The organism is Vogesella sp. EB, from assembly GCF_001037925.1.
GTDB lineage: Bacteria > Pseudomonadota > Gammaproteobacteria > Burkholderiales > Chromobacteriaceae > Vogesella > Vogesella indigofera.
Genome location: NZ_LFDT01000003.1, coordinates 110214 through 125959, shown reverse-complemented (window position 1 = coordinate 125959; position 15746 = coordinate 110214). Strand labels below are relative to the sequence as shown.

At 65.1% G+C, this 15746-nt stretch carries 14 protein-coding genes; 5 read left to right on the top strand and 9 right to left on the bottom strand.

Going from position 1 to position 15746, the window contains the following annotated elements; all coding sequences use genetic code 11:
• Position 1: 1 nt before the first annotated feature.
• From murF to gatC, 9 genes are all read right to left on the bottom strand, one after another.
• Positions 2 to 1375 (bottom strand): UDP-N-acetylmuramoyl-tripeptide--D-alanyl-D-alanine ligase, encoded by a 1374-nt coding sequence (murF, locus tag ACG97_RS03410; RefSeq protein WP_047965927.1) that lies wholly within the window; start codon positions 1373 to 1375, stop codon positions 2 to 4.
• Positions 1359 to 2849, bottom strand: a complete 1491-nt coding sequence (locus ACG97_RS03405) for a UDP-N-acetylmuramoyl-L-alanyl-D-glutamate--2,6-diaminopimelate ligase (RefSeq protein ID WP_047965926.1) — start codon at positions 2847 to 2849, stop codon at positions 1359 to 1361. Before ACG97_RS03405 ends, murF begins: the two co-directional genes overlap by 17 nt.
• Positions 2846 to 4600: a penicillin-binding protein 2 gene (locus ACG97_RS03400; RefSeq protein WP_047965925.1), complete on the bottom strand. Its 1755-nt coding sequence runs from the start codon at positions 4598 to 4600 to the stop codon at positions 2846 to 2848. The genes ACG97_RS03405 and ACG97_RS03400 overlap by 4 nt, the downstream gene beginning before the upstream one ends.
• Positions 4597 to 4875 carry a cell division protein FtsL gene (gene ftsL / locus ACG97_RS03395; protein WP_082133628.1) on the bottom strand — a complete coding sequence of 93 codons (279 nt, stop codon included), beginning with the start codon at positions 4873 to 4875 and terminating at the stop codon, positions 4597 to 4599. Before ftsL ends, ACG97_RS03400 begins: the two co-directional genes overlap by 4 nt.
• Positions 4872 to 5831, bottom strand: coding sequence for a 16S rRNA (cytosine(1402)-N(4))-methyltransferase RsmH (gene rsmH / locus ACG97_RS03390; protein WP_047965924.1), 960 nt, complete (start codon positions 5829 to 5831; stop codon positions 4872 to 4874). Before rsmH ends, ftsL begins: the two co-directional genes overlap by 4 nt.
• On the bottom strand, positions 5828 to 6274 hold the full coding sequence (gene mraZ, locus ACG97_RS03385) for a division/cell wall cluster transcriptional repressor MraZ (protein ID WP_047965923.1): 447 nt from the start codon (positions 6272 to 6274) through the stop codon (positions 5828 to 5830). Before mraZ ends, rsmH begins: the two co-directional genes overlap by 4 nt.
• 293 nt (positions 6275 to 6567) lie before the next feature.
• On the bottom strand, positions 6568 to 7995 hold the full coding sequence (gene gatB / locus ACG97_RS03380) for an Asp-tRNA(Asn)/Glu-tRNA(Gln) amidotransferase subunit GatB (protein ID WP_047965922.1): 1428 nt from the start codon (positions 7993 to 7995) through the stop codon (positions 6568 to 6570).
• Positions 7996 to 8062: 67 nt separating this feature from the next.
• Complete coding sequence (gene gatA / locus ACG97_RS03375; RefSeq protein WP_047965921.1) at positions 8063 to 9514, bottom strand: Asp-tRNA(Asn)/Glu-tRNA(Gln) amidotransferase subunit GatA; 1452 nt, start codon at positions 9512 to 9514, stop codon at positions 8063 to 8065.
• Between the two features lie 73 nt (positions 9515 to 9587).
• On the bottom strand, positions 9588 to 9875 hold the full coding sequence (gatC, locus tag ACG97_RS03370) for an Asp-tRNA(Asn)/Glu-tRNA(Gln) amidotransferase subunit GatC (RefSeq protein WP_047965920.1): 288 nt from the start codon (positions 9873 to 9875) through the stop codon (positions 9588 to 9590).
• Between the two features lie 215 nt (positions 9876 to 10090).
• Here gatC and ACG97_RS03365 point away from each other — a divergent pair, with 215 nt between their 5' ends.
• The 5 genes from ACG97_RS03365 to rodA all read left to right on the top strand — a co-directional run bounded on the left by ACG97_RS03365 (position 10091) and on the right by rodA (position 15679).
• Positions 10091 to 11134: a rod shape-determining protein gene (locus ACG97_RS03365; protein ID WP_047965919.1), complete on the top strand. Its 1044-nt coding sequence runs from the start codon at positions 10091 to 10093 to the stop codon at positions 11132 to 11134.
• A gap of 44 nt (positions 11135 to 11178) precedes the next feature.
• Positions 11179 to 12072: a rod shape-determining protein MreC gene (mreC, locus tag ACG97_RS03360; protein WP_047965918.1), complete on the top strand. Its 894-nt coding sequence runs from the start codon at positions 11179 to 11181 to the stop codon at positions 12070 to 12072.
• Positions 12073 to 12139: 67 nt separating this feature from the next.
• Entirely contained in the window at positions 12140 to 12643 is a 504-nt protein-coding gene (gene mreD / locus ACG97_RS03355) for a rod shape-determining protein MreD (protein ID WP_047965917.1), read from the top strand.
• Between the two features lie 5 nt (positions 12644 to 12648).
• On the top strand, positions 12649 to 14601 hold the full coding sequence (mrdA, locus tag ACG97_RS03350; RefSeq protein WP_047965916.1) for a penicillin-binding protein 2: 1953 nt from the start codon (positions 12649 to 12651) through the stop codon (positions 14599 to 14601).
• A complete protein-coding gene (gene rodA / locus ACG97_RS03345) occupies positions 14582 to 15679 on the top strand; it encodes a rod shape-determining protein RodA (RefSeq protein WP_047965915.1) in 1098 nt (365 codons plus the stop codon). Before mrdA ends, rodA begins: the two co-directional genes overlap by 20 nt.
• Positions 15680 to 15746 lie beyond the last annotated feature (67 nt).

The following is a 15746-nucleotide window of genomic DNA, read 5'->3' as shown; positions in this document are numbered from 1 at the left end:
TTTAGCCCTTCCCGTTTTCTTGTTGTTGTGGGGTTACCAGATGGGCAACGACCCGTTCCATGCGCATGAAGCGCGAACCCTTGACCAGCACCGTGCTGGCCGGGGTGACCACGGCATCCAGCCGCGCCAGCAGCGCGGCGATGTCGTCGAAATACTCGGCGCCGGCACCGTAGGCGGCGGCGGCATGCTGCGCCAGCTCGCCCAGGCACAGCAGCGCTTCGATGCCGCGCGCGCGGGCATGCGCGCCCACTTCGGCGTGCAGTTGCGGCGCGGTGTCGCCCAGCTCGCCGATCTGGCCCATCACGAAGATGCGCGGCGCCGGATAGGCGGCCAGCACGTCGATGCCGGCCTTCATCGAATCCGGGTTGGCGTTGTAGCTGTCGTCGATCACGGTGGCACCGCAGGCGGCCGGCTTCAGCTGCAGGCGGCCCTTGACGCCGGCAAAGGCGGCCAGACCGGTGGCGATGGCGGCCAGCGGCACCTCCAGTGCCAGCGCCACCGCAGCGGCGGCCAGCGCGTTGCGCACATTGTGTTCGCCGGCGGCCGGCAGTTCGATCGCCTGCTCGCCTAGCGGGCAGCACAGCACGAAGCGGCTGCCGGTGGCGCTGGCGACGATGTCGCGGGCGTAGACGTTGGCCGCAGCGGACAAACCAAAGCGCAGTTGGCGATGCTGGCCGGCGGCGGCGGCGAAGATCGCCTGCTGCGCGTCGTCGGCATTGATGATGGCGACACCGTCGGCGCTCAGGCCTTCGAAGATCTCGCTCTTGGCGCGGGCGATGTCGGCGGTGCTGTCAAAGCCGCCGCCCAGGTGCGCACGCATGGCGTTGTTGACCAGCGCCACCTGCGGCCGCGCGAGGCCGGTAAGGTAGCGGATCTCGCCGAAATGGTTCATGCCCATCTCAATCACCGCGTAGCGGTGCGCCGGGCGCAGCGCCAGCAGCGTCAGCGGCAGGCCGATGTCGTTGTTGAAGTTGCCGGCGGTGGCGTGCACGGCATCAGCACCGACATGGGCGCGCAGGATGGCGGCCACCATTTCCTTGACCGTGGTCTTGCCGTTGGAGCCGGTGATGCCGATGCGCTTCACCTGCAACCGTGCGCACCAGGCGGCGGCCAAGGTGCCCAGCGCCAGCCGAGTATCGGCGACGCGGATCACGCTGCCGCTCGCCGGCTCGAAGTCATGGCGCACCAGCGCAAACGCGCCCTTGGCCAGTACCTCGGCCACGAAGTCGTGCGCGTCGAAGTTGTCACCCTTCAGCGCCACGAACAGGTCGCCGGCCTGCACCGCGCGGCTGTCGGTGACCACGCGCTGGAACACGGCATCGCTGCCGGCCAGTTCGCCGGACAACAGGCGGGCGGCGTCAGACAGCGGCAGCATCGTTGGCCCCCCAGGCGGTGAGCGCGTCTTCGGCAACACGGAAATCGGAGAACGGCTGCTTCACGCCGGCGATGTCCTGGTATTCCTCGTGGCCCTTGCCGGCGATCAGGATCACGTCGCCGACGCGGGCATTGGCCACCGCCCAGTGGATGGCAGCGGCGCGGTCGATTTCGACATGGCCCGGTGCCTGCATGCCGGCGACGATGTCGGCGACGATGGCCGCCGGTGCTTCGCTGCGCGGGTTGTCGCTGGTCACCACCGCCACGTCGGCGATGCGCTCGGCGATCTCGCCCATGATCGGGCGCTTGCCCTTGTCGCGATCACCGCCGCAGCCGAACACGCAGAACAGCTTGCCGCCGACGGGGCGAATCTCGGCCAGGGTGGCCAGCGCCTTTTCCAGCGCGTCCGGCGTGTGTGCGTAGTCGACCACCACCAGCGGCTCCAGGCTGCTGCCGATGCGCTGCATGCGGCCGCGTGCCGGCTGGATCTTGCCCAGCACGCGCACCGCGTCGTCGAGGGTCACGCCGTTGGCGCACAGCACCGCCAGGCAGGCCAGCATGTTGGCCGCATTGAAGCGGCCCAGCAGCGGGCTCTTGATCTCGGCATTGCCCCAAGGCGTGGTGACGGAGAGCTGCAGGCCATCAAGGTTGGCCGCAAGGCTCAGCGGGCGCACGTCGCCCTGCTCCAGGCCGTAGCTGATGACACGGGTGCGGCTTTGGTCAATTTCGCTCGCCAGCTGGCGACCGAAGGCGTCGTCGACATTGATCACCGCGTGCTGCAGCCCCTGCCAGTGGAACAGCTTGGCCTTGGAGGCGCCGTACTCGGCCATGGTGCCGTGGTAGTCGAGGTGGTCGCGGGTCAGGTTGGTGAACACCGCGCTGCGGAAGCTGACGCCGTTGACGCGGAACTGGTCGAGGCCGTGGCTGGACACCTCCATCGACACCATGTGCGCGCCCTGGCGGCGGTATTCCGCCAGCTTCTGCTGCACGGTGATCGGGTCGGGAGTGGTGTGGGTGGTTTCGGTCAGCGCGCCGTAAAAGCCGTTGCCGACAGTGCCGATCAGCGCCGCCTTCTCGCCCAGCAGCGCGTAGGCCTGCGCCAGCCAGTGCGAGATCGAGGTCTTGCCGTTGGTGCCGGTGATGCCGATCACCGCCATGTCACGGCTGGGGTAGCCGTAGACGTGGGCGGCGACGATGCCGGCGCGCTCGCGCAGCTGCGGCACCGCCAGATTGGGTACCTGCCACGCCGGATTCCAGACGAAGCCGTCGGCGTCATCCCACAGCACCGCGGCGGCGCCCTTTTCCAGCGCGGCGGCGATGAAGTCGCGGCCGTCGCTGTACTCGCCACGGCAGGCGAGGAACACGTCACCGGGGAACACGCGGCGGCTGTCCGCCTCGACGCGGGAAATGGCGACGCCCAAACCCTGCAACACGGCAGGGTCCCAGTCAGGCAAGTCGATCAAGCTTGTTTTCATGTTTCTTCCCGCACTTCCGAAATCTGGTGTTCCGGAATCAATGTATTGTTGGAGGGAGCATCCGGCTCGACCCCCAGAATTCGCAAACTGCCGGCCATGATGTTGGAAAACGCCGGCCCGGCCACCGCACCACCGTAGTAGGCACCGGCACCCGGTTCATCAATCATCATCGCCACGATCAGCCGTGGCGTGGTCGCCGGCGCAAAGCCGACAAACAGGCCGATGTGCTTGTTGGCCGCATAGGCGCCACCGACCAGCTTGCGCGCGGTACCGGACTTGCCGCCAACGTGGTAGCCCAGCACCTGGGCGCGCACCGCAGTACCGCCTTCTTCCGTCACCGTCACCATCATGTCGCGCATCTTTTTCGCGGTGTCCGGCTTGATCAGGCTCTTGCCCGGCAACGGTGCGCCGAGACGGGTAAACGACACCGGCAGCAGCGCGCCACGGTTGGTAAACACCGTGTACGAACGCGCCAGCTGCAACAGGCTGACCGAGACGCCATAACCGAACGACATGGTGGCCTGCTCGATCGGGCGCCAGTTCTGCCAGTCGCGCAGGCGGCCGGCGCTTTCACCCGGAAACCCGGTTTGCGGGCTTTGCCCGAAGCCGGCCTGCCGGTAAAACGTCCACATATCCTCCGGCGAGAACATCGCCGCCATCTTCGACGAACCGACGTTCGACGACTTCTGGATGATCTGCGTCACCGTCATCGCCGGCTTCGGATGCGTATCGCGCACCGTGGCCGGACCGATGCGGTAGGTCTGGGTGTCGAACACCGTGTCCGGCGTCACCTTGCCGGCATCCAGCGCCATCGCGATCGGGAACGGCTTCATGGTCGAGCCGGGCTCGAACATGTCCACCACCGCGCGGTTGCGCCGCATTTCCGGCTCCAGCACCGCACGGTTGTTCGGGTTGTACGACGGGGTGTTGGCCAGCGCCAGCACCTCGCCGGTGCGGGCATCCAGTACCACCACCCCGCCGGCTTTCGCCTTGTTTACTTCCATCGCCGCCTTCAGCTCGCGGTAGGCGAGGTACTGAATGCGCTTGTCGATCGACAGCTGCAGCGTCTGGCCGTCACGCGGCGGCTCGATCACCGCCAGGTCTTCCACGATGTGGCCGCGGCGGTCCTTCAGCACCGTGCGGCTGCCGTGTTTGCCGGCAAGCATCTTTTCGCGCGTCAGCTCAAAACCTTCCTGCCCCTTGCCGTCCACGCCGGTAAAGCCGACCACGTGGGCCAGCATCTCGCCGGCCGGGTAGTAGCGGCGGAATTCCTGCTGCTTCGCCACCCCCGGAATCTCCAGCGCCATCACCTGCTGCGCCAGCGCCGGACTGATCTGGCGCTTGAGGTAGACGAACTCGCGCTTGTTGTCCGACAGCTTGCGTTTCACTTCATCCAGTGGCATTTCCAGCAGCCGCGCCAGCTGCTGCAGCTTGGCAGCCGGCACCGTGCCCAGTTCCATGTCCACCGGGCTTGCCCAGATCGACTGCACCGGGGTGCTGATCGCCAGCGGCTCGCCGTTGCGGTCGGTAATCTCGCCGCGGTTGGCCTCCAGCAGCAGCGTGCGGCGGAAGCGCGCATCGCCCTGGTTTTGCAGGAAGTCCTGCTGCACCACCTGCAGGTAGATTGCCCGTGCCAGCAAGGCCAGCAGCAGCGCGCCCAGCAGCAGCAGCACCACGGTGACCCGTCCCGGCGCCAGCCGCATCGCCGGCTTCAGGTTCTGCTGGTAGCGCGGCGTGTACACCCGGCTCATCGCACACCCTCAGGCGTGATCACGTGCACCTGGCGCTGGCTCGGCGTCAGCATCTGCAGCCGCGCGGCGGCAGTCTTCTCGATCAGCGCATGCGCGCCCCAGGTGCTCTGTTCCAGCGTCAACTGCCCGTACTCCACATCCAGCTGGCGTGCCAGCTTTTGTTCTTTTTCCAGCTCGTAGTACAGCTTGCGTGCCACGTGGGTGGAACTCACTACCGACATCGCACACAGGATCAACAGCAGCAGCAGTACCGCATTCAGCTTGTTAAGGCTCACTCTGTGCCCTGCCACTGCCCGCCGATACGCTGCGCCACACGCATGATCGCGCTACGCGAACGCGGGTTGGCGGCCACTTCCGCCTCGCTGCAGCGGATCGCCTTGCCCACCGGCTTGATCGCCGCCTCGGGAATGTCGCAGGCACGCACCGGCACCCACGACGGCAACTTGTCGGTGGTGCTGGCATCGCGAATGAAGTTCTTCACGATGCGGTCTTCCAGCGAATGGAAGCTAATCACCGCCAGGCGGCCGCCTGCGGCCAACCTTGCCACCGTTTGCGGCAGGATTTCCTTCAGCTCGTCCAGCTCGCGGTTGATGTAGATCCGGATCGCCTGGAAGGTTCGCGTCGCGGGGTCCTGACCTTGTTCGCGAGTACGGACGTTTTTCCCAACGAGCACAGCGAGCTCACGCGTCGTTTCGAGGGGACGTTCAGCCCTGTGCGCAACAATGGCTGCTGCGATCTTGCGAGCAAACCGCTCTTCACCATAAGTCTTGATAACCTCTGCAATATCCGCCTCGTCAGCCGCGGCCAGCCACTGCGCGGCCGTCTGGCCGCGGGTGGTGTCCATGCGCATGTCCAGCGGCGCGTCAAAACGGAAGCTGAAACCGCGGCGTCCGTCGTCAATTTGCGGGGACGAAATCCCCAGATCCATCAGCACGCCGTCGACCTGGGCCACACCCAGCGCGTCCAGCTCGGCGGCAAAGGCGGCAAAGCCGTTGTGCACGATGGTAAAGCGGGCATCGCTGGCCGCCAGTGCGGTGGCGACCGCAATCGCCTCCGGGTCCTTGTCGAAGGCGATCAGCCGGCCCGTCGGGCCCAGCTGCGACAAAATCAAGCGACTGTGGCCGCCGCGCCCGAAGGTGCAATCAACGTAAACGCCATCCTTGCGGATGGCGAGCGCCTCTACGGCTTCGTCGAGCAGCACCGTGCGGTGAACAAAAACTGCGTCGGTCAAAGTGTAAAATCTCCAAGGTGCTGCGCCAGGTCGGCCGGATCCAGCGCCAGGGCAGCATTGGTCTGCGCATCCCACTCGACGGCATCCCACAATTCAAATCGGTTACCCATGCCCACCAGCGCCACTTCCTTGTCCAGCTTGACCAGCTCACGCAGCCGCGCCGGCAGCAGGATGCGGCCGGCGGCATCCATCTCCAGCAGGTCGGCGTGGCCGAGCATCAGGCGCTGGTAGCGCTTCAGGGCCGGATTGGCGGCCGGCAGCTTCAGCAAGCGCTCTTCCACCGGTTTCCAGTTGGCTTCGGGGTACAACAGCAGGTGCTCGGACGATTCCAGCGTGATTACCAGGCGATGACCGAACGCGGACAACAGTGTCTCCCGGTGCTTGGCCGGAATGGCCAGACGCCCCTTGCTGTCGAGAGAGACAAGACTTACGCCGCCGATCATTTTGTTGTCACATCACCTGAAATTAATGCGCTGACACTCCACAATTACCCACATTGCCCCACTTTTCGCCACTATAGGGAAACGACATCAGCCGGTCAATATTGATTTGTGGCATTTCGCCTTTCGCGACAAAGACTTAGGGCAGGCCAAAGCGGAGGGAAAACAAGAGAAATCAGCGGCTTACAGCATCCTCTGCAGGCAGAGTGTCAAGTCATGCCATTGACAAGCAGCACCACAAAACAAAAAACAGCGGCCGCCCTGCCAAATACAGGGCGGCCGCTGTTTTTGCAGGCTTACGCCAGCTTCTGCTTCAGGATTTCCTGCACCTGCGCCGGGTTGGCCTTGCCTTTGGACGCCTTCATCACCTGTCCGGCCAGCGCGTTGAGCGCCTTTTCCTTGCCAGCGCGGAATTCTTCCACCGCTTTCGGGTTGGCGGCCAGCACCTCTTCCACCATCTTCTCGATGGCGCCGACATCGGACACCTGCTTCAGGCCGTCGCGCTCGATGATGACATCGGCAGACAGCCTGCTGTCCCACATCGCATCAAACACCTGCTTGGCCAGCTTGTTGGACAAGGTACCGTCGGCAATGCGCACCAGCAGACCGGACAAGCGTTCGGCATCGATCGGCAGCTCGGCGATGTCCTTGCCTTCGCGGTTGAGACGCGCGGCGACGTCGCCACCCAGCCAGTTGGCGGCCAGCTTGCCCTGGCCGGAGGCCGTCGCCACCGCCTCGAAATAGGTGGCCAGCGCGCGACTGCCGGTCAGTACCGCCGCGTCGTACGCGGTAACGCCGAAGGCGTCGACAAAGCGCGCCTTCATCTGCGCCGGCAATTCCGGCATCTCGCTGCGGACGCGCGCGATCTGCTCGTCGCTGATGCGCACCGGCAGCAGGTCCGGGTCCGGGAAGTAGCGATAGTCGTGCGCGTCTTCTTTGCTGCGCATCATCCGCGTTTCGCCGGAATCCGGATCGAACAGCACCGTTGCCTGCTGCACCTTGCCGCCGTCCTCGATGGTTTCGATCTGCCACTGCGTCTCGTACTTGATCGCCTGCTCGAGGAAACGGAACGAGTTCAGGTTCTTCACCTCGCGGCGGGTACCGAATTCGGCCTGGCCGAACGGGCGCACCGACACGTTGGCATCGACGCGGAAGCTGCCTTCCTGCATGTTGCCGTCGCAGATGCCCAGCCAGGTCACCAGCGTGTGCAGCGCCTTGGCGTAGGCGACCGCCTCTTCCGCCGAGCGCATGTCCGGCTCGGACACCACTTCCAGCAGCGGCGTGCCGGCGCGGTTGAGGTCGATACCGGTCATGCCGTGAAAGTCTTCATGCAGCGACTTGCCGGCATCTTCTTCCATGTGCGCGCGGGTGACGCGGATGGATTTCTCCTCGTCGCCGACCAGGATGTTCAGCTTGCCGTGTTCGACGATCGGCAGCTCCATCTGGCTGATCTGGTAGCCCTTGGGCAGGTCGGGATAGAAGTAGTTTTTGCGGGCAAACACGTTCTTCTGGTTGATGGTGGCGTCCAGCGCCAGACCAAGGCGAATCGCCTTCTCCACCACCGCCTTGTTCAGCACCGGCAGCACGCCCGGCAGCGCCAGCTCCACCAGCGAGGCCTGGGTGTTCGGTTCGGCGCCGAAAGCGGTGCTGGCGCCGGAGAAAATCTTGGAAACGGTGTTGAGCTGCACGTGCACCTCAAGACCGATAACGACTTCCCATTTCATGTTTGGAAAATCCTTCTTGTTTTAAAGCTTGGCCGCAGGCTGCGGCCAAGCTTTGTTGATCGCGTAATTACAGGGCCGGGGCCTTGCTGTGCCAGTCGGTGACCTGCTGGAACTGGTGCGCCACGTTCAGCATCTTCGCTTCGCTGAAGTAGTTGCCGATGATCTGCAGCCCGACCGGACGGCCGTTGTCGCTGAAGCCGGCTGGCACGCTCATCGCCGGCAGGCCGGCGAGGTTGACCGACAGCGTGTAGATGTCGGACAGGTACATCTGCACCGGATCGCCGGACTTCTCGCCCAGATTGAAGGCGGCGGTCGGCGCCACCGGGCCGAGGATCACGTCGCAGCCGGCAAAGGCGGCCTTGAAGTCGTCGGCGATCAGGCGGCGGATCTTCTGCGCCTTGATGTAGTAGGCGTCGTAGTAGCCGTGACTCAGCACATAGGTGCCGACCATGATGCGGCGCTTCACCTCGCTGCCGAAGCCTTCGGCGCGCGACTTCTCGTACATGTCGACCAGGTCCTTGTACTCGCTGGCGCGGTGGCCGTAGCGCACACCGTCAAAGCGCGACAGGTTGGCCGAGGCCTCGGCCGGCGCGATCACGTAGTAGGCCGGAATCGACAGCTGGGTGTTCGGCAGGCTGATGTCCACCACCTCGGCGCCCAGCTTTTTCAGTTCGCTCACCGCGTTGTCGATGATGCGGCCAACGTCGGCGGCGAGGCCGTCGGCGAAGTACTCGCGCGGCAGACCGACGCGCAGGCCGGCCAGCGGCTGCGCCAGATCGCGGCTGTAGTCTTCCTTGGCACGCTCCAGGCTGGTGGAATCACGCTCGTCGAAGCCGGCGATCACGTTCAGCATCAGCGCGCAGTCTTCGGCGGTCTGTGCCATCACCCCGCCCTGATCCAGCGAGCTGGCGTAGGCGACCATGCCGAAGCGCGACACCACGCCGTAGGTCGGCTTGATGCCGGTCACGCCGCAGTGGCTGGCCGGCTGGCGGATGGAGCCGCCGGTATCGGTGGCGGTGGCCACCGGCGCCAGGCGCGCGGCCACCGCGGCGGCGGAACCGCCGGAGGAGCCGCCGGGAATGGCGTTCAGGTCCCACGGGTTTTTCACCGCGCCGTAGTAGCTGTTCTCGTTGGACGAGCCCATCGCGAATTCGTCCATGTTGGCGCGGCCCAGCGTCACCAGACCGGCGGCCTGGCACTGCTCGATCACGTGCGCGTCGTACGGCGAAATAAAGTTGTCCAGCATCTTCGAGCCGCAGCTGGTCTTCCAGCCCTGCTGGCAGAAAATGTCCTTGTGCGCGATCGGCGCCCCGGTCAGCAACCCGGCGCTGCCGGCGGCGCGGCGCGCATCGGCGGCGGCGGCCTCGAGCAGGGTCTTGTCGCGGTCAACGGTGATGAAGGCATTGAGCTGCGGGTTGAGCGCGTCGATGCGCTGCAGGTATTCGGTGGCCAGCTCGACGGCAGAAACCTGCTTGTCGGCCAGCTGTTGCGACAATTGTTTTAGCGTAGCGTGAATCATCGTGTAGAGAGCTTCCGTAGAGAAGGCCCGCCTCGGCGGCAGGGCAGATACGGCAAAGGTTGGCCGCAGCGGCTTATTCGATGACTTTCGGCACCAGGAACAGGCCTTTTTCCACCTGTGGCGCCACCGCCTGGCAGGCCTCGCGCCGGTTAGGCTCGGTGACAACGTCTTCGCGCAGGCGCAGCGATACATCCTGCGGGTGCGCCATCGGCTCGATACCGTCGGTATTGACCGCCTGCATCTGCTCGATCAGGCCGAGAATACTGTTCAACTGGCGGTTTACCGCGTCGATTTCGGCGTCTGTTACCGCGATGCGGGACAGGCGCGCAATACGTGCAACATCCTGATGGCTCAACGACATGGCGTCCTCGTCAAAATCTTTAATATTTCAAGCGTTGTAGGGTATCATAATTGGTTACATTAGCCCAAGAACCAAGGGGCCAGACCTGCTTGGCAAACGGGACCGCTGCGGACAGTGAATCTTTACCTGTCCGCCCTGTCCCAAACACGATTTAATTACGCGTGCCGTCGTTTTCGATAAGGCAACGTTCAAAAAACATTTCAGGACCGACCCCCATGCTCCGCTCGCTCACCGGATACTTCTCCAATGACTTGGCTATCGACCTCGGTACTGCCAACACCCTGATCTACATGCGCAACAAGGGCATCGTGCTGGACGAACCGTCGGTGGTCGCCATTCACAACGATATCCCCAGCAACAAGAAATCGATCCTGGCCGTCGGCCTCGAAGCCAAGAAAATGCTGGGACGCACCCCGGGCAGCATCCAGGCCATCCGTCCGATGAAGGACGGCGTGATCGCCGACTTCACCGTCACCGAGCAGATGCTGAAGCAGTTCATCAAGAAGGTCACCCCCAACCGCTTCTTCGCCGCCAGCCCGCGCATCGTGATCTGCGTGCCGTGCGGCTCGACCCAGGTCGAGCGTCGTGCGATCAAGGACTCGGCGCTGGCCGCCGGCGCCCGCCGCGTCGAGCTGATCGAGGAAACCATGGCCGCCGCCATCGGCGCCGGCCTGCCGGTGGAAGAGCCGACCGGCTCGATGGTGGTCGACATCGGCGGCGGCACCACCGAAGTCGGCGTGATCTCGCTGGGCGGTGTGGTGTACTCCAATTCCGTACGCGTCGGCGGCGACAAGTTTGATGAAGCCATCATCAACTACATCCGCCGCAACTACGGCATGCTGATCGGCGAAGCCACCGCCGAAGAAATCAAGAAAACCATCGGTTCCGCCTTCCCCGGCGCCGAAGTGAAGGAAATGGAAGTCAAGGGCCGCAACCTGGCCGAAGGCATCCCGCGCGCCTTTACCGTGTCCAGCAACGAGATCCTGGAAGCGCTGACCGAGCCGCTGAATCAGATCGTGTCGGCGGTGAAGATCGCGCTGGAACAGGCCCCGCCGGAACTGGGCGCCGACATCGCCGACAAGGGCATGGTGCTGACCGGCGGCGGCGCGCTGCTGAAGGACATCGACCGCCTGCTGGCCGAGGAAACCGGCCTGCCGGTATTCATCGCAGAAGAGCCACTGACCTGCGTGGTACGCGGCTCCGGCAAGTCGCTGGAAAAAATGGACAAGGTCGGCACCATTTTCACCAGCGTTCCCTGATTTCCTGACCAGACGTCACCTCGCAAGAGGTGACGTTGTGCTGCATGAACTTTGCCAACACTCCCAGCTTTGCCAATCAGGGCCTGCAGCCCGGCGGCCGCCTGTTCCTGTGCGTGCTCACCTCGCTGGCGCTGCTGATCGGCGACAGCCAGTACGGCCTGATGGAAAAGGCGCGCGACGCCATTTCCGTGGTGCTGTACCCGTTGCAGCGTGCGGCCAACGCGCCGCTCAACCTCACCATGCAGGTCGGCGACTTCTTTACCGCGCAGGCGGCACTGAAGCGCGAGAACGACGCACTGCGCGAACGCGACCTGATCCAGTCCTCGCACCTGATGCGCATGTCGTCGCTGGAGAAGGAGCTGCAACAGCTGCGCCGGCTCAATGCGCTGGCGGCGCAGCCATCGCATGCGGGCGTGGTGGCCGAGGTGCTGTACACCGGACGCGATCCGTTCTCCTATCGCCTGATCATCGACAAGGGCAGCAGCAGCGGCATCGCCAGCGGCCAGGCGGTGATCGACGAGAACGGCCTCATCGGCCAGGTCACCCGCGTGCAGCCGCTGAGCGCCGAGGTCACCCAGGTGATCAACCGCCACTACATCGTGCCGGTAATGATCGAGCGTACCGGCCATCGCGCGCTGCTGTACGGCTTTGGCGGCGGCGTGGAAGTGCGCTACCTGCCGATCAGCACCGACATCCGCGACAATGACCTACTGGTCACCTCCGGTGTCGACGGCGTCTACCTGCAGGGCATTCCGGTGGCGCGGGTGAAACAGATCGACCGCCTTGGCGGTGCCGCCTTTGCCCGTGTGCGCAGCGAGGTGATCGCCGGCGTGCAGTCCAGCCGCTTTGTGGTGATCATGCCCAACCGCCGCCTGCCGGCCGCGCCGCCGGTGCCGCCTCCGACCGACGCGGCCAACACCGACAAGAAATCGCCATGATGCGTGATGCCTTCCACCCCGGCAGCGGCCGTGCCCAGCTGCGCCATTGCCGTCAGTCCCGACCGTCATGAACTACGATCGCCCGCAAGAACTGCTCAAGCCGGTCAAGCGCCGCTTCATCACGCTGACCTTTGTCGTCGCGCTGGCGCTGGAGCTGCTGCCCTTGCCGCAAGGCTCCAACCGCTGGCTACCCGACTTCGTCGCGCTGCTGATCCTGTACTGGAGCGTAAACCAGCCGCGGCGCATCGGCATCGGCATGGCCTTCGGCATCGGCCTCTTGGCCGACGTGGTGTCGACCAGCATGTTCGGCCAGCACGCGCTGGCCTACTCCGTCGGCGCCTACCTGATCCTGCTGCGCCAGCAGCAGCTGGTGATGTTCAACCTCGGCCAGCAGACGCTGGTGATCCTGGTGCTGATGATGCTGATCCAGCTGCTGATGGCGGTCGCACGCTGGAGCGTCGGCGCCTCGCTGCCCGGCCTCGGCTACTTCCTGCCGGCCCTGATCGGCGCACTGCTGTGGCCGCTGCTGACCAAGCTGATGCTGCTGCCCTACCGTAGCGAACGGCACTAAGCGCCATGAAGCAAGCCGCACGCCTGAAAGACCCGCACACCGAAGAACGCCAGCTGTACTGGCGGCTGCTGGTCGCCTACCTGTTCATGGTGCTGATGCTGTTGCTGCTGGTGGCGCGTTTCGTCTGGCTGCAGGTGTTCCAGTACGAACACTTCGCCACCCTCGCCCAGAACAACAGCATTTCGCTCGTGCCGGTGCAGCCCAACCGCGGCCTGATCGTCGACCGCAACGGCATCGAGCTGGCGCGCAACTACGCCTCCTACACCCTGGAGCTGACGCCGGACAAGATCGACAACCTCGACGCCACCATCAAGGCGCTGGGCCAGGTGGTGCCGATCACGCCGCGCGACCTGAAGCGCTTCCAAAAATTCCTGTCGGAGTCGAAGGACTTCGAGCCGGTGCCGCTGCGGCTGAAGATGGACGACATTGAGGCGGCGCGGCTGGCGGCCAACCTGTGGCGCTTCCCCGGTGTCGAGGTCAAGGCGCGGCTGTACCGCGACTACCCGTACAAGGAGCTGACCAGCCACGTGCTCGGCTACATCGGCCGCATCGGGCCGCGCGACAAGGAACGCATGGCCGAAGACGAGAATGCGGCCAACTACCGCGGCGCCACCCACATCGGCAAGCTGGGGCTGGAAGCGGTGTACGAGGACGACCTGCACGGCCAGAACGGCTTCGAGGAAATCGAGACCGACTCCGCCGGCCGCGCGGTGCGCTCGCTGCGCCGTACCGCGCCGGTACACGGCAACACGCTGCAACTGGCGCTGGACATCCACCTGCAGGATGTCGCCGACAAGCTGTTCGGCGCCCGCCGTGGCGCGCTGGTCGCCATCGATCCGCAAAGCGGCGGCGTGCTGGCGCTGCTGTCCAAGCCCAGCTTCGACCCCAACCTGTTCATCGACGGCATCGACAGCCAGAGCTGGCAGAGCCTGAACAGCGACTGGCAGCGGCCGCTGATCAACCGCGCCATCCGCGGCATGTATCCGCCAGGCTCCACCTTCAAGCCATTCATGGGCATGGCGGCGCTGGAAGCCGGCGCCATCACCCCGAACGAGATCCGCCCGGCGCCGGGCTACTTCACCCTGCCCGGCTCCAGCCACCAGTTCCGCGACTCCAATCCGCGCGGCAACGGCTCCGCCAACCTGGCCAAGGCCATCGCGGTATCCAGCGACACCTTCTTCTACAAGCTGGCGTGGGACATGGGCATCGACCGCATCCACCCACTGCTGGCGCAGTTCGGCCTCGGCAGCCGCACCGGCATCGACCTCGACGGCGAGGCGGTCGGCGTGCTGCCGTCCAAGGAGTGGAAGGCGCGCCGCTTTGCCGGCACGCGCTACCGCGACGAGCACCGCCGCTGGCTGCCGGCCGACGTGGTCAGCATCGGCATCGGCCAGGGCTTCAACACCTACACCCCGCTGCAGATGGCCAATGCCACTGCCATGCTGGCCAACGACGGCAAGGCCTTCCACCCGCACCTGGTGCAGAAGGTCACCGACGCCCGCAACGGCAAGACGCGCCTGATCGAGGCGGCGCCGTACAAGCAGCTGCCGTTCAAGCAGCAGCACTACGATTACATCAAGCAGGGCATGCGCGCGGTGATGCTGCCAGGCGGCACCGGCTGGCGTCTCGGCCAGGGCCTGCAGTACTCGATGGCCGGCAAGACCGGCACCGCGCAGGTGGTGCAGATCAAACAGGGCGCCAAGTACAACGCCGGCGCGCTGGCCGAGCAGCACCGCGACCACTCCTGGTTCATCGCCTTCGCCCCGGTGGAGCAGCCGAAGATCGCGGTGGCGGTGATCGTGGAAAACGCCGGCTTCGGCGCCACCGCCGCGGCGCCGATCGCGCGCGCGCTGTTCGACTACTACCTGACCGGCAAGCTGCCCGACGACATCCGCGGCCAGCTGGAAACCTTCCCGCCCTCGGCAACAGGAAAGCAAGATGCAAGTGTCGCTCGCTAAGCGCCTCACCCGCGCCATCATGGACCCGCTGGACGGCTGGCTGCTGGCGCTGCTCGCCGGCGTGTTCGTGCTGAGCATGATCGCGCTGTTTTCCGCCTCCAACCAGAGCTGGGCCAAGATCGACAACAAACTGGTCTACACCGCACTGTCGCTGCTCATCATGTGGCTGCTGGCGCGGCTGAGTCCGCAGACGGTGATGCACCTGGCACTGCCGCTGTATGTTGCCGGCGTGCTGTTGCTGGTCGGCGTCGAGCTGTTCGGCATCACCGTCAACGGCTCCACCCGCTGGTTGAACGTCGGCATCGCCCGCATCCAGCCGTCCGAAATCATGAAGATCGCGCTGCCGATGATGCTGGCGTGGTACTTCCAGAAATACGAAACCACCCTCAACTGGCGCCACTACGTGGTGGCGGCGGTGCTGATCGTGATTCCCGGCCTGCTGATCCTGAAGCAGCCCGACCTCGGCACCGCCACGCTGGTGATGGGCGCCGGCTTTTTTGCGCTGTTCTTTGCCGGGCTGTCGTGGAAGATCATCATCGGCGGCGGCGTCGCCTTCCTCGCCAGCCTGCCGGTGGTGTGGAACCTGATGCACGACTACCAGCGCAAGCGGGTGCTGACCCTGATCGACCCGATGGAAGATCCGCTCGGCGCCGGCTACCACATCATCCAGTCGATGATCGCCATCGGCTCCGGCGGAGTGTGGGGCAAGGGCTGGCTGGCCGGCAGCCAGACCCACCTCGACTACATTCCGGAGCGCACCACCGACTTCATCTTCGCGGTGTACTCCGAGGAGTTCGGTCTCGCCGGCAACCTGCTGCTGCTGGCGCTATACCTCGGCATCATCAGCCGCTGCCTGCTGATCACCGCGCGCGCGCCGACGCTGTACGGCCGGCTGCTGGCCGGCGCCATCACGCTATCGTTCTTCGTCTACGTGTTCGTCAACATGGGCATGGTCGCCGGCATCCTGCCGGTGGTCGGTGTGCCGCTGCCGTTCATGTCCTACGGCGGTACCGCCACCGTGTCGCTGGCCATCGGCCTCGGCATGCTGATGGGCATCGGCAAACTGCAACGCCGCTAGCGCGCGACGCAAGGTTGGCCGCAAGCCGGCCATCCGGCCTAGACCATGCGGCTGATGGCGCGCCCAC

Excerpts from the sequence above, each read along its gene's own strand:
- ACG97_RS03400 (WP_047965925.1), bottom strand. The coding sequence starts at position 4,600 with ATGAGCCGGGTGTACACGCCGCGCTACCAGCAGAACCTGAAGCCGGCG.
- mreC (WP_047965918.1), top strand. The coding sequence starts at position 11,179 with ATGAACTTTGCCAACACTCCCAGCTTTGCCAATCAGGGCCTGCAGCCC.
- mrdA (WP_047965916.1), top strand. The coding sequence starts at position 12,649 with ATGAAGCAAGCCGCACGCCTGAAAGACCCGCACACCGAAGAACGCCAG.
- mraZ (WP_047965923.1), bottom strand. The coding sequence starts at position 6,274 with ATGATCGGCGGCGTAAGTCTTGTCTCTCTCGACAGCAAGGGGCGTCTG.
- gatC (WP_047965920.1), bottom strand. The coding sequence starts at position 9,875 with ATGTCGTTGAGCCATCAGGATGTTGCACGTATTGCGCGCCTGTCCCGC.
- ACG97_RS03405 (WP_047965926.1), bottom strand. The coding sequence starts at position 2,849 with ATGAAAACAAGCTTGATCGACTTGCCTGACTGGGACCCTGCCGTGTTG.
- rodA (WP_047965915.1), top strand. The coding sequence starts at position 14,582 with ATGCAAGTGTCGCTCGCTAAGCGCCTCACCCGCGCCATCATGGACCCG.
- murF (WP_047965927.1), bottom strand. The coding sequence starts at position 1,375 with ATGCTGCCGCTGTCTGACGCCGCCCGCCTGTTGTCCGGCGAACTGGCC.
- gatB (WP_047965922.1), bottom strand. The coding sequence starts at position 7,995 with ATGAAATGGGAAGTCGTTATCGGTCTTGAGGTGCACGTGCAGCTCAAC.
- gatA (WP_047965921.1), bottom strand. The coding sequence starts at position 9,514 with ATGATTCACGCTACGCTAAAACAATTGTCGCAACAGCTGGCCGACAAG.
- mreD (WP_047965917.1), top strand. The coding sequence starts at position 12,140 with ATGAACTACGATCGCCCGCAAGAACTGCTCAAGCCGGTCAAGCGCCGC.
- ACG97_RS03365 (WP_047965919.1), top strand. The coding sequence starts at position 10,091 with ATGCTCCGCTCGCTCACCGGATACTTCTCCAATGACTTGGCTATCGAC.